This is a genomic window from Rhodococcus sp. ARP2 (genome assembly GCF_001029585.1).
GTDB classification, from domain to species: domain Bacteria; phylum Actinomycetota; class Actinomycetes; order Mycobacteriales; family Mycobacteriaceae; genus Rhodococcus_F; species Rhodococcus_F erythropolis.
In genome coordinates, this window is sequence record NZ_LEKE01000056.1 from 1 (window position 1) to 13,079 (window position 13,079).

Annotated in this window: 11 protein-coding genes; 5 read left to right on the forward strand and 6 right to left on the reverse strand. The window is 62.6% G+C overall.

Annotated elements, in window-relative coordinates:
• A partial coding sequence (locus tag ABX74_RS14560; RefSeq protein ID WP_047889089.1) for a glycosyltransferase family 39 protein occupies positions 1–1,733 on the forward strand: 1,733 nt, incomplete at its 5' end.
• Positions 1,734–1,818: 85 nt separating this feature from the next.
• Here the strand turns inward: ABX74_RS14560 and ABX74_RS14565 are convergent.
• Positions 1,819–3,123, reverse strand: a complete 1,305-nt coding sequence (locus ABX74_RS14565) for an HNH endonuclease signature motif containing protein (RefSeq protein WP_047889090.1) — start codon at positions 3,121–3,123, stop codon at positions 1,819–1,821.
• 200 nt (positions 3,124–3,323) lie between these two features.
• Between ABX74_RS14565 and ABX74_RS14570 the strand changes: the two genes are divergently transcribed.
• A complete protein-coding gene (locus tag ABX74_RS14570; protein ID WP_223257917.1) occupies positions 3,324–3,572 on the forward strand; it encodes a hypothetical protein in 249 nt (82 codons plus the stop codon).
• A gap of 259 nt (positions 3,573–3,831) precedes the next feature.
• On the opposite strand, the gene ABX74_RS14580 is transcribed toward ABX74_RS14570, so the two are convergent.
• Genes ABX74_RS14580 through ABX74_RS14600 form a run of 5 tightly spaced genes read right to left on the reverse strand, consistent with a single transcriptional unit; the run spans position 3,832 to position 8,862 of the window.
• Positions 3,832–4,479, reverse strand: a complete 648-nt coding sequence (locus ABX74_RS14580) for an ABC transporter ATP-binding protein (protein ID WP_047889092.1) — start codon at positions 4,477–4,479, stop codon at positions 3,832–3,834.
• Position 4,480: 1 nt separating this feature from the next.
• Complete coding sequence (locus ABX74_RS14585) at positions 4,481–5,398, reverse strand: ABC transporter ATP-binding protein (RefSeq protein ID WP_047889093.1); 918 nt, start codon at positions 5,396–5,398, stop codon at positions 4,481–4,483.
• Complete coding sequence (locus ABX74_RS14590) at positions 5,395–6,216, reverse strand: ABC transporter permease (RefSeq protein ID WP_020906350.1); 822 nt, start codon at positions 6,214–6,216, stop codon at positions 5,395–5,397. Before ABX74_RS14590 ends, ABX74_RS14585 begins: the two co-directional genes overlap by 4 nt.
• Positions 6,209–7,243 carry an ABC transporter permease gene (locus tag ABX74_RS14595; protein WP_082148508.1) on the reverse strand — a complete coding sequence of 345 codons (1,035 nt, stop codon included), beginning with the start codon at positions 7,241–7,243 and terminating at the stop codon, positions 6,209–6,211. The genes ABX74_RS14590 and ABX74_RS14595 overlap by 8 nt, the downstream gene beginning before the upstream one ends.
• Complete coding sequence (locus ABX74_RS14600) at positions 7,240–8,862, reverse strand: ABC transporter substrate-binding protein (RefSeq protein ID WP_047889095.1); 1,623 nt, start codon at positions 8,860–8,862, stop codon at positions 7,240–7,242. Before ABX74_RS14600 ends, ABX74_RS14595 begins: the two co-directional genes overlap by 4 nt.
• A gap of 171 nt (positions 8,863–9,033) precedes the next feature.
• Between ABX74_RS14600 and purD the strand changes: the two genes are divergently transcribed.
• The 3 genes from purD to ABX74_RS14615 all read left to right on the forward strand — a co-directional run bounded on the left by purD (position 9,034) and on the right by ABX74_RS14615 (position 13,046).
• Entirely contained in the window at positions 9,034–10,290 is a 1,257-nt protein-coding gene (gene purD / locus ABX74_RS14605; RefSeq protein ID WP_047889096.1) for a phosphoribosylamine--glycine ligase, read from the forward strand.
• A 242-nt stretch (positions 10,291–10,532) separates the two neighbouring features.
• Positions 10,533–12,101: a GMC oxidoreductase gene (locus ABX74_RS14610; RefSeq protein ID WP_201026968.1), complete on the forward strand. Its 1,569-nt coding sequence runs from the start codon at positions 10,533–10,535 to the stop codon at positions 12,099–12,101.
• A 111-nt stretch (positions 12,102–12,212) separates the two neighbouring features.
• Positions 12,213–13,046 carry a helix-turn-helix domain-containing protein gene (locus ABX74_RS14615; RefSeq protein WP_047889097.1) on the forward strand — a complete coding sequence of 278 codons (834 nt, stop codon included), beginning with the start codon at positions 12,213–12,215 and terminating at the stop codon, positions 13,044–13,046.
• The last annotated feature ends 33 nt before the right edge of the window (positions 13,047–13,079 follow it).

Consider the following 13,079-nt stretch of genomic DNA (forward strand, 5'->3'; position numbering starts at 1 on the left):
CGCTCACACCCGTAGCGGCGCTGATGTTCCGGTTCAACAACCCGGATGCCCTGCTGGTGCTCCTGATGATCGCAGCAGTGTGGGCGATGATGCGCGCCGTGCAGGACGGTCGCACCCGCTGGCTGGTGTTGGTCGGTATCTTCTGCGGATTCGGTTTCCTGACAAAGCAATTACAGGTCATGTTGGTAGTTCCACCGCTGGCGCTCACCTATCTGATCGCCGGACCGCCGAAACTGGGTAAGCGCGTACTCCAACTGTTCGCGGCACTGGGCGGACTGATCGTCTCCGCCGGATGGTGGTTGGCAATCGTCGAACTGTGGCCGGCCGACTCACGTCCGTGGATCGGTGGTTCGCAGAACAATTCGATTCTCGAACTGACACTCGGCTACAACGGGCTCGGACGCTTGAGCGGCAACGAGACCGGAAGCGTCGGCGGCGGCGGAATGCGCGGTGCTGGTGATGCTGCGGCCGGTGCTGCTGCGGGAGGCTTCCCCGGAATGGGCGAGGCCGCAGGCGGTATGGCAGCGGGAGGCATGGCACCAGGTGGTGGCGCCGGTGGCGGTATGTGGGGGAGTACCGGCATTACCCGACTGTTCGAATCTGCCCAGGGCGGACAGATTGCCTGGTTGATTCCTGCTGCACTGATACTTCTGGTGGCTGGAATCGTGCTGCGAGGCAGGGCTCCCCGCGCTGACACACAGCGCGCGTCATTCATCGTCTGGGGACTGTGGCTGTTGGTGACCGGATTGACCTTCAGTTTCATGGCGGGAATCTTCCACGCTTACTACACCGTTGCGCTGGCGCCGGCGATCGCCGCACTGATCGGTTCAGGATCCGTATTCGCTTGGCGTCATCGTGACGTCCTCTGGGTTCGCCTCGTTCTGGCAGTGTCGTTGGCGGCAACCGTCGCGATGGCGTGGGTACTGCTCGGACGCTCGCCTTCGTTCGTACCGTGGCTTCGCTGGGCGATTCTGGTCGTCGGCATCGTCACTGCCGTGGCAGTGCTGATTCCTGCAGTGACGCGAGGTCGATTGGCTGTGGCAGTGATCCTCGCGGCGATCTTCACCGGTCTGGCGGGTCCGACTGCGTACGCGATCGACACGATCAACACTCCGCATACCGGTTCCATAGTTTCGGCCGGACCGAGCGTCGAAGGTGGAATGGGCGGGCCCGGCGGTGGCCGCGGAGGATTCGGAGGATTTGGCGGCATGGCTGACGGCGGTAACCGTCGGACTGACGGGGCAGGGACCGGAACGCCGGGAACGCCCCCTGCCGGAATGGGTCAGACGCCCGGTGGTGCAACAGCTCCGGGTACCACCACATCGGCCACCGACGGAACGCGGGGCGCAATGGGCGGCGGCGCCGCCGGTGGTTTGCTTCAGGGCAGCACACCGGGAGCCGCGGTCGTGTCCACACTCGAAGAGAACTCCGACCAGTTCACGTGGGTAGCCGCGGCAATCGGGTCCAACAGCGCATCGGGCTATCAGCTTGCGACGCAGTCACCGGTCATGGCTATCGGAGGGTTCAACGGGAGTGATCCGTCCCCGACGCTCGCGCAGTTCCAGCAGTACGTGTCAGAGGGCAAGATTCACTTCTTCATCGCCGGCGGTGGGATGGGTGGCGGTATGAACGCCGAAGGCACCGCTACCGCCATCTCGACGTGGGTGACCGAAAACTTCACCGCCACAACGGTGGACGGAGTAACCCTCTACGACTTGACGGTTGGGGGCTGACCAACATGAACGCACGCCAGGTCCGCATCGGAGGTGCTCCCCCCGATGCGGACCTGGCGTGAAGTTGTATGTCTGAGGTTCGTCCTCAGGTTTTGAAGGTGGTGTTCGCGGGCCGCGGGTGCTGCTGCGGGTCTATCGAGGGTGGTGGGATGAACCAGGGTTTGTTGTCGACCCCGATGCGAATTTCCCATTTCCCGACGAATCCGGTTTTGCGGTGCATCAGCCGGTGATGTGAACGGCACAGCAGGACAAGGTTGTTCATCACGGTCGGGCCGCCGTTGGCCCAGTGCCGGATGTGGTGTGCATCGGTCCAGGCGGGCACGCATGTGCAGCCGGGGAACGCGCAGCCTTTGTCTCGGGCGATCAACGCCACTCGCTGCTCCGCGGTGACCAACCTCTTTCCGGGTTTCGCATCCAAGGGCGCGCCGTGATCGTCGAGCAGCACCGTGGACAGGAAACAATCACAACCGAGGAGTCTGGTCTGCGAGACGGACAGTGGTCCGAGCCAGGGCATGTGTCCGACATCGAGATCCGATACGGCCATTCCGTCATCAGTCTTGGAGGGTGTTGCGGCGCAGTCCCGATGCTCCGCCAGATCACGGGCGTTGATGTGCACGTTCACGTGCGGACGCTGGCCACCGTCGGTGCCGGTTTTGGCGCAGTCGAGGTAGCGGCGGATCAGTTCGGTGAACCCGTCCGCAGTCCTCTTCGCCGCCGACCGGGCATCGGGGGTTCCATCGGGTGCCGGGGTGGGCATCGTCAGATTCGACAACGCCGACAGCAGCATTTCGCCGGTGAGGGCGTCGAAATCGCCGCGCACCACCACCCGACCGTTCAGTGTCGATGCGATCCGGAGCTCGTTGCGGTCGATATCTTCGGCGGGTGGAATCTCGTCGGATTCGAAAATGCGCTCCAAGGTCGCGATAACACTCCGCACCTTCGTGGTCGTCGCCTCCACGCCCGACGCAGCAGCGAGCAACAGGTCGATGCACTTCGGTAACGCTTCGTCCGGCATGCCCTTTGGTGGTGATTCGCAGAACGCCACGATCAACACGGCATGATCGAAGGAGCAGTCCCCGACATCGAACCGGGCCGCCACCGCGGGAAACGGGCGTAGCGCTGCACCGAGGGCGGCGATCTTCTTCCCGTCCCGGACCTGCAGCATCGTGTTCGCCGCCAACCACGCACCCACCCCGCGGCTGGCAATCACCTGATCATCCGGCCGCAACGACAACTCGTCCACCACCGCCACCCGCACAGCCTCGAGACGAAGAATCTCCGCACTCGCCTCGATAGCGGCAGCACGCAACTCAGAAGCAGACAGCTGCCACAGGCGTCCGCGCAACCCCACCGCAGAACCCGAAACCACGTCCGACAGATAGACACTCATTGAATCCCCCGATCCCCACCCAAAACAATACTCGAACACGCGTTCGAGTCAAGGGTCAATTTTGTTGGGCTGGGGTGTGTTGCTCGAGGTGGCAGATGAGACTGGTATGGCCGTGCGTTCTCGGGTCGATGAGAGAATGAAGCGTGCCTGATCGACCTGAGATTGTCTGTATTTGCGGCTCTGTGCGATTCGCTGAAGAGATGCGGGAGGCGAACCGCGACCTGACGTTCGCAGGCGTGATCGTCGTCGCGCCGGGTGAAGCAGACGAGGCGATCTCTATCGAGCAGAAAACGCTGCTCGACGCGCTTCACCTGCGCAAGATCGACCTGGCTGATCGGGTGCTGGTCGTCAACCCACGCGGATACATTGGCGAGTCCACGCGCCGAGAGATCGCGTACGCGCGCGCCACCGGCAAACCAGTGTCGTTCACGGCGCCGTTTGATCAGTAAGCGCCTCGTTGGTGCAGGCGGCAAGGAAGATCCCAGGCAGAGTTGCGAGTGTTGCAGGAGAGTCGGTGGAGCGCGCTCCCGTCCGGAACCGCCACGCAGTCGGTTCGAACACCGTGCGCCGATCTACGGGCGGTTGACCGGTCGCCTTCACCTTCGGGAGCAACGGACCGATCACCTCCACCGCCTCATCCGAAATCGCATCACGCAAAACGCATAAACACTCGCCCGTGAACTACCGGATCAGGATTGGCAACACGCTCTAAGCGCGAATGCCGTCTAGGTCGTGGACCACGTCGCAGCAGGCGTCGAGCAATTCGCGATCATGGCTGATGAGTAATACGCCGACGCCGGTTTCGGTGGCGCGACTCTCGATCAACCGAATGAGCGCGGCCGTCGTGGCGGCGTCGAGCATCGCCGTCGCTTCGTCACAGATGAGGTATTTCGGTTGTTGCGCCAGCGATCTCGCTAGACAGGCGCGCTGCAGTTGGCCGTCGCTCACCTGGTGGGGTCTACGGGACAAGAGATCGGGAGTGAGGCCCACTTCTGCTGCCAGTGCGACCACATCGATTGTCCTACCGGCAATATCGCCGGGTTGACCGATGATCGAGGCGAGCGTCTGCCGAGGGTCGGTCGATGCGCGAGGTGACTGAAACAGCATGGACACCGTCCCGCGCAGTGTCGCGGGTACCGAGAATTTGGTACCCACGACGGGTGATCCGTCGATTCGCACCTCACCTGACCACGGTGCATCCAACGAGGCGAGAATCCTTGCAAGTGTTGATTTTCCGGTGCCAGAAGGCCCGGTCAGGCCGATCAGCCTTCCCGGCGGAATTTCGAGCGAGACGTTCTCGAGCACCGGTCGGTTCCGGTGGTAACCGCTGGTAATTCCCAGAGCTTGCAGACTCATGTCAGCCCACCTTCCGCAGTGTTCGGTACGTGCGGTCACCCAGTGTGACCAGTTCGGTCGGGCCACCGGATTGTTTCGACTCCGGGCGTCGTAGGTGATAGACGCAGTCGTCGGGGAGATCGGTGAGTTGCGGTGGTGATCCGGGCATGGGATTCAAGCCTCGGGATGGCAAGGCGCCGAGCAGGTCTCGGGTGTATTCGTGAAGCGGATCTTGGAACACCAGAGCCGCCGGACCGGTTTCCATGATGCGTGATGCGTACATGACGGCAAGTCGATCCGCGACATCGCTGCGGGTGAGTGATGCAAGGTCATGGGTGATGAGCAGGACAGCCGCCCCGGAGTCAGCGCACTCTCGAAGTAATCCCATGACGTGGTCGGTGAGTTCGCGGTCGAGGTTGGCGGTGGGTTCGTCTGCGACGATCACCGATGGATTCCCGGCCAGCGCACCGGCAATGGCAACGCGTTGCGCCATGCCGCCCGACAGTTCGTGCGGGTAACAGTCCAGGGCCGACGGTTCGAGTCCGACGCGAAGTGCCAAGGCGTCGCAAGTGTGATCGCCGCCGAGTGCGTCGATCGTCTCCTGTAGTTGCGATCGCGCAGTCCGGACGGGGGTGAGATGTGTTGCGGCGGATTGTGGAACGAGAGCCACGTGCCGCCCACGGAACGCGGTGCCGGAGAAGACGTCGATCTCGAGGTCCGCTGTATCGACGGTGACCGTTCCGGTTCGAGAAGCATTCGGCGGCAACATGTTCATGACCGAGGTGGCGATGATCGACTTGCCACACCCGGATTCCCCGACAAGTGCGGTCACCGTGCCGGCTGGAACGTCGAGGTCGATGTCGCTCGCAGCGTGGACTACGGATCCTCCGGGCAAAGGGATCCTGACGGTGAGGGATTTGATGCGTAGGCCGCGTTTCACAGTCGTAGCTCCGAAGGTCGAGGGGGCGTGAGCATCGACCGCAGGGCCGAACCGGCAACTGCAACAGCGACGGTGGCGATCACGAGGACTGCGGCGGGGAATGCAAGCGTCCACCAACCGCCGAGGAGTAGAGAACTGCGTGCCTCTTCAAGGAGCGTCCCGAGACTGGGTTTGTGCGGGGGAAGACCGAAACCCAGGAAGGACAATGTTGATTCGTGCCAGACGGCATGGGGCAGCAGGAGAACGACTGCGATCAAGGCCTGTGGCGCGGTCGCCGGCACGAGGTGGCGCATGATCACGTGACGTCGACTTGCTCCCGCGAGAATGGCGGCGTCGATGTAGGGACGCTCGCGCAGACTCAAGATCTCTGAGCGGATGATCCGGGCCACTTGGGTCCAGTGGGTCAGTGCGATCGAAAGCACGATGGCGGCAATGCTTCCACGGAACATCGCGACGATGACGATGCCGAGCAACAGGTGGGGGAGTGCGTTGACGGCATCGGTGCCGCGCATGACGAACCTGTCCACCCAGCCGCCGACCAGTCCGGCCGTAGTGCCGACGGCGACGCCGATCACCGTGGCGAGCAGCGCGCAGGCGAGTGCGATCAGAAGTGAGGTTCTGATGCCTGCAGCTATGCGCACGAATAGATCTCGGCCCGCCGAGTCGGTTCCGAACGGGTGATCGAACGACGGAGCCAGGCGAGCCGCCGAGAAGTCTGTGACTCGGTCGTCGACGTCGGCCAACCATGGGACCAACGCCGCGTACAGCGCAACGAGGATCAGCACGCCGAGGGCGATCTTGAAGCGTCGTTCAGCCATCGGTACCTACTCTCGGGTCGAGCACTGCAACCAGCACGTCGGCAAGCAGTGAGCCGAGCATGACCGTCAATGTCGTACCGACGGTGAGGAACGCGAGCAGTGCCATGTCTAGGTCTCGCGCAGACGACACGATGGCGCCGGCGATCCCCGGCCAACTGAACACCTCTTCCACCAGCACTGCCCCGACTATCAGCTCGGGCAACCGCACGCCGACGATGTTGACGAAAGGTGCCAGTGATGTGGGCAGTATGTGGCGCTTCGTGATGGTCGGCGTCGGGATACCGCGTGCTACCGCGCCGGCGACAAATCCCTCACTCTTCGAACCCACGACGGACTCTCGGACGGCAAGTAGGAGCCACGGCATTTGCGAAATGGCGAGCACCGTCACCGGTAGGACCAAGTGCCGGATCACCTGTTCCGGTGTGGGATCGGCGCCCCCGTCGGTCAGTCCGGCGACCGGGAGCCAGCCGAGAGCCAGCGCGAAGAGCGCGATGGCACCCAGCGACAAGACAAACGGCGGAAGTCCTTGGACCACGACGCTCAGCCCTGACACGGTCTTGTCCAGGAATCCTCCACTGCGGATTCCGGCGAGAACACCGAGTGTCAGCGAGGCGAGAATCGCGATGAGGAGTGAGATACCGACCAGCAGCAAGGTCCATGGCAGACGTTCGAAGATGACTTGGGAAACAGGCTGATTGAACGATCGGGAGATCCCGAGATCGCCGGTGAACACACCCTGGACCCAATTCCAGTACGTGCTGTACCAGGGGTTGTCGAAACCCATCTGATCGGCGATCAACGCTTTGTCTGCGTCGCTTGTCGTCATGTATCGCGTGCCGAGGTAGCCGACCAGTGGATCGAACGGTGAGATCGCGGCGGCGGCAAAGAGTCCCGCGGACACCACGGCGATGACCGGCACGATGAACAACACCCGCCGACCGACCATCGTGAGGATGGCCTTTCGGCGGGAGTTGTCACGGTGACCCCGTGTCGGCCCCGCGTCTGGCCGAACGTCGACCGCTGTCATTGCCCTCGGGCCCACGTCTGCAGTGACCACCATGGACCCCAGGTCACACCGTGTGAGTGTGGTTCGAGTACCGGTCCGGACATCTGCCAGTCGGAATCCTTCGACACGTACGTATGGTCGAGGAACACGAGGATGACAAACCCGGGATCTTCGACGTACGCCTGCTGTACGTCGCGATACGCGGCATCACGCGTTGCCTGATCCAGGCTGCGGCGTCCTACTTCCAAGCCGGCGTCGACTGCTGGATTGGAGTAGTCACTGGCGTTGTCGTAGATGCTGCCGACCCCGGGCGCGATGTACTTCGAGTTCAGCGCGTCGTACGCCTGTGTGTCGGGGTCGAAAGGTTCGTCGCCGCCACCGAGAAGCGTCGAATCCTGGTTGATGCGAGGGTCTATGCGGTCCCAGGAGAGTGCTTCGAGGTCCACTTCGATGCCGACAGCGAGAGCGTCGGAGGCAAATGCCTGAGCGAGATCGCGTCGAACGGTGTCGACGGAGTTGTACATGATCGTGAACTGCGCCCGCTGACCGTCTTTCGAACGGATTCCGTCGGCACCTTCGATCCAGCCCGCTTCGGTGAGTATTCGCTCGGCCTGGGTCGGGTCGTAGGCGAAGGTTGCGTTCGGGTTGTACGAATCGCCGTAGACCTCGGGGATCGGAGTGGCGGCGACGCGGCCGTGTCCGCCCAGGACGTTGTCGATCATCGACTGGCGATTGGCGGCGAGGTTGAGCGCCATCCGCACGGCTTTGTCGCCTGCCACGGGATTGTTCGTCGGGAGTGAGAGCCCGCGCCAGTCTGCTGACTGATGGGCCGTCACGGACATGTTGTCCTTGCCTGAGAACGTATTGGCAAGCAGTGGAGGGAGATTGGTTCCGTCGATCTCGCCGGACGCCATACGTTGGGCGCGGGTGTTGTCGTCAGGAACATAGAGGAGAGTGAGCTTCTTGATCTCCGGCGCACCGTCCCAGTAGTTCTCGTTCGCCTCGAAGACCGCTCGATCCGGTGAGAGGTCGACGAGTGTGTACGGACCCGTACCAACCGGTGCGGTGTTCAACGGCGATTCGGCGGCAAGCCCGGGTGTCGCGAGGGACTCCGACGGAACCATGCCGATCAGCATCTTCGTCAGCAGTGGGGCATACGAGTAGGCGAGGCGGAACTCGACTGTGCTGTCGTCGACGGCCACGACGTCGCTGATCATGTCGTACGACGACCGCGCTTCGGAGGCGGAAGCGGGATCGAGGATCGCCTTGTACGTGGCAACCACGTCGGCGGCGTCGAAGGTCGATCCGTCGGAGAAGGTGACCCCGTCGCGGAGTTTGACCGTCCAGACTGTCGCGTCGGTGTTGGCCGTGGGCATCTCCGCGGCCAGAGACGGCTCGAATCCCGGCATACCGGTGCCTCCGGTGAGCCGGACGAGACCGTCGTACATCTTGGCCTCACCGGCAGCGCCGAACCCTGCGACCGGGTTGTAGCCGCCCAGTTCGTAGCCGTCGGCCAAGACCAGGCCGTCGTTGTTGCCCGAGGAGTCGGTGCCAGTCGGGCTACTGCACGACGTGATCAGAAGTGCGCCGATTGCGGCTGTTGCGGTGAGCGTCAGAACGCCGGGTTTGTGGAGTTTCACGGGTGTCCTTTCCTTGGTGGACAGGTGTCCGAAAACATCTGTTCACCTATTCAGGTATTCATATGATCTCATCTCGAAACGGATATTTCGCACAAAGGTCGAACGCTGGGACCTTGGCCCCGTCAGTGGCACTCCGAGAGCGCTGTTATCGCAGGCCGTAGTCTGTTCCCCGTGCGCGTACTAGTAATCGGCTCCGGAGCCCGTGAACATGCCCTCCTTCTCTCTCTTGCTCGCGATCCAGGTGTCACGGCCCTGATCTGCGCGCCTGGCAATGCCGGGATCGCAAAAATCGCCGAGCAGCACCCCGTCGACGTCGCTTCTGGTGACGCGGTTACCGCGCTGGCCCAGAAGGTCGAAGCCGACCTCGTCGTCATCGGACCCGAGGTTCCGCTGGTTCTCGGTGTTGCAGACGCGGTGCGCGCAGCAGGTATCGCCTGCTTCGGGCCTTCGGCCGACGCCGCCCGCATCGAGGGATCGAAGGCTTTCGCCAAGGACGTGATGGCTGTCGCCGGCGTCAAGACCGCTCACAGCGAGATCGTCGACAATCCGGCCAAGCTCGACGAAGCACTCGACCGCTTCGGTCCCAACTGGGTGGTCAAGGACGACGGACTGGCCGCGGGCAAGGGCGTAGTCGTCACGACCGATCGTCTCGCCGCGCGCGATCATGCCGCTGAACTGCTCGAGACCGGGCACCCGGTTCTCCTCGAATCCTTCCTCGACGGTCCGGAAGTTTCGCTCTTCTGCCTCGTCGACGGTGAAACCGTGATCCCGCTGCTCCCGGCTCAGGACCACAAGCGCGTCGGCGACGGAGACTCCGGACCCAACACCGGCGGCATGGGCGCGTACACACCCTTGCCGTGGCTGCCCGACGAGATGGTCACGCAGATCATCGACGACGTCGTCAAGCCCGTAGCTGCCGAGTTGGTCGCACGCGGTAGCAGTTTCTCCGGCCTTCTCTATGCCGGTCTCGCGATCGGTGTCGACGGCCCGGCCGTCGTCGAATTCAACTGCCGATTCGGTGACCCCGAAACTCAGGCCGTGCTTGCTCTCCTCGAAACGCCGCTGGGCGGTCTACTCAATGCGGCATCGACCGGAACACTCGATTCGGTCGGTCCGTTGCAGTGGCGCGACGGTTCCGCTGTCACGGTCGTGATTGCTGCCGAGAACTACCCGGCGACCCCCCGCACCGGCGACGTGATCACCGGAGCCGACGCCGACGGAGTCCTGCATGCCGGTACCAAAAAGCGTGAAGACGGAGCCGTCGTCTCGGCCGGCGGGCGTGTGCTGAGTGTTGTCGGAGTGGGCACGGATCTGACCGAAGCGCGTGACGACGCCTACGCAAAGATCGCCGACGTCAAGCTTCCCGGCGGTCATTTCCGCACGGACATCGGACTCGGCGCCGTCGAAGGGCGCATCTCTCTTCCCTGACTCGTTCTTTCGGAGGGCCGGTGAACTTTCTGTTCATCGGCCCTTTTCATGGAAAATCAACGGTTCCTCGAAGTTACCCACGAGTATGGACTTCTCGTTCGGTTTCTCCCGGTATATCTCAGCGCGGGGGTCACGGAAAGAGAAGGGCACACTTGAGCATTCGCGCTGGATCCAACGAACGGCACGCACGTACCAATTCCACGCTCTCGCGTAGAAACTTCTTGGCAGCAACAGGATTAGCTGTGGGCGCCGCTGCGCTCTCGTCCTCGTGGACTACGGCCGCCGCTGCGCCCAGGCGAGCATTGAGCGACGGAGACCGTGTCCCTGCGCTCGTGATCGGCAGCGGGTACGGCGGAGCCGTTGCGGCACTTCGGCTGACGCAGGCCGGCATCGACACACACATGGTCGAGATGGGGAAGTCGTGGACCACACCGGGGTCCGACGGCAAGGTCTTCTGCCCGATGCTCTCACCTGACGGACGTTCCTTCTGGCTCAGAGACCGTACAGTTCAACCGGTTTCGCACTTCTCCGGCGGCTCGGTGGACAAGAACATCAGCCGCTACGTCGGCGTTCTCGACGCTGAGGACTTCGGCGGGATCAAGGTCTACCAAGGCCGAGGGGTCGGCGGCGGGTCGCTGGTCAACGGCGGCATGGCCGTCACACCCAAGCGCAACTACTTCGAAGAGATCCTGCCCGGGGTCGATTCCAACGAGATGTACTCGACGTACTTCCCGCGGGCCAACGCTGCGCTCGGAGTCAACAACATCGACCCGGCCTGGTTCGAGTCGACCGAGTACTACAAGTTTGCACGAACCGGGCGAAAGACCGCTGAGAGATCCGGTTACACAACAACATTCGTGCCGAATGTTTACGACTTCAACTACATGAAGCAGGAAGCTGCTGGTCAGGTCACCAAGTCTGCCCTGGTGAGTGAGGTCATCTACGGCAACAACGCGGGAAAGAAGTCTCTGGACAAGACGTACCTCGCTGCGGCATCCGCCACCGGCAAGCTCACGATCTCGGCGCTGCACGTCGTGACCTCGGTTGCGCCGGCCGCGACCGGTGGTGGATATCAAGTGGTGATGAACCAGATCAACGAGCAGGGCAACACCGTCGGCACCAAGACGGTGACCGCGGACAAGGTCTTCTTCGCGGCCGGCAGTATCGGCACCAGTAAGCTCCTGGTCGCGATGAAAGCACAAGGGCAGCTGGCGAATTTGCCGGGTGCGGTTGGGCAGGAATGGGGGCACAACGGCAACGTGATGGTGGGTCGCGCCAATCACATGTGGGACGCCACCGGCGCGAAGCAGTCGGCGATCCCCGTGATGGGTATCGACAACTGGGCCGACGCATCGGCTCCTGTGTTCGCGGAAATCGCGCCCTTCCCAGCCGGTACCGAACTGTGGGTCAGCCTGTACTTGGCGATTGCCAAGAATCCGCAACGTGCTCAGTTCCAATTCAATTCGGCAACAGGCAAAGTCGGTTTGAATTGGCAGCGCTCGCAGAACCAGCCGTCGATCGACATGGCGAAGAAACTCTTCGACAAGATCAACAAGAAGGAAGGCACGATCTACCGGACCGACCTCTTCGGTCCGGTGCAGACGTGGGGCGACCAGTTGACGTACCACCCCCTCGGCGGTTGTGTGCTTGGCAAGGCGACCGACGGTTACGGTCGTCTGCCGGAGTACCCGGGACTGTATGTCATGGACGGATCCCTCGTTCCGGGCAATGTCGGAGTCAATCCGTTTGTCACCATCACCGCTCTGGCCGAACGGAACATCGAGAACATCATTGCGAACGACATGAACTAGAGCGGCGACTTGGGGTCAGGTGCGGTGGGATCAACTTCCTGCCGCACCTGCTCGGCGTGGGCAGCGGTTACAGTCACCTGGACAGACGACGGTCGATCCAGGGATGTAGACGTGAGGCGGACAAAATCCGAGGTCGACGGTGATTGGCTCCGGTGGGGCGTGCCGTCGAGCGACGAGCTGGTGGTATCCGAACACGAATTAGACGACGAGCCCGAAGATTTGGTTCTGTGGGGTGGTGCGTCGAGTGCTGATCAACCGGTGACATGGGAAACCCACGCGCACCGATCGAACGAGATTCTGTTCCCGCGTTCCGGCATTGTGGTTGTTCGCTCGGGCGCCCAGATGTGGACGTTGTTGCCGGGACGAGGGCTGTGGATACCGGCACTGCATCGACACTCGGTGCGCGTTGCCGCGGGTGCGCAGTTCCTGACGGTGTATTGCGCTGTAGGGCAGGGGCCTTCGCTCGGTGATCACCCGGTTGCGGTACACGGCACGCCGCTACTCTACGAGTTGTTTCTGCATCTGAGTGCTCGCGAGATGTCGGACGACGCGAGGCGCCGCGCCGAGCGAGTGTTCTTCGACCTCGTTGTTCCCGGCGACGAGCGCGGAGCGATGAAGATCCCCGATTCGGGCCCGGTCGGGCGGATTGCACGCGACTTGTTGTCTCATCCGGAGGACCCACGCAGTTTCGGAGACTGGGCGAACGAGATCGGCGTCAGCACCAGCACTTTGGCTCGTCGATTCAAGATGGACACCGGCGTGAGTTTCGGTCAGTGGCGAGTACTGCTTCGGATGAACGTGGCGATGTCCCTACTCGGCCAAGGTGTTGCGGTCGCCGACGTGGCAGAGCAGATCGGATACTCGACGCCCAGTAGTTTCGTCGCCGCTTTCAAACAGTCCACCGGTGTCACGCCGATGGCATTTCGAAAGAACGCGGATCGTTGATCCGATTTCGACATTCTTTGACAAAACTCCGCG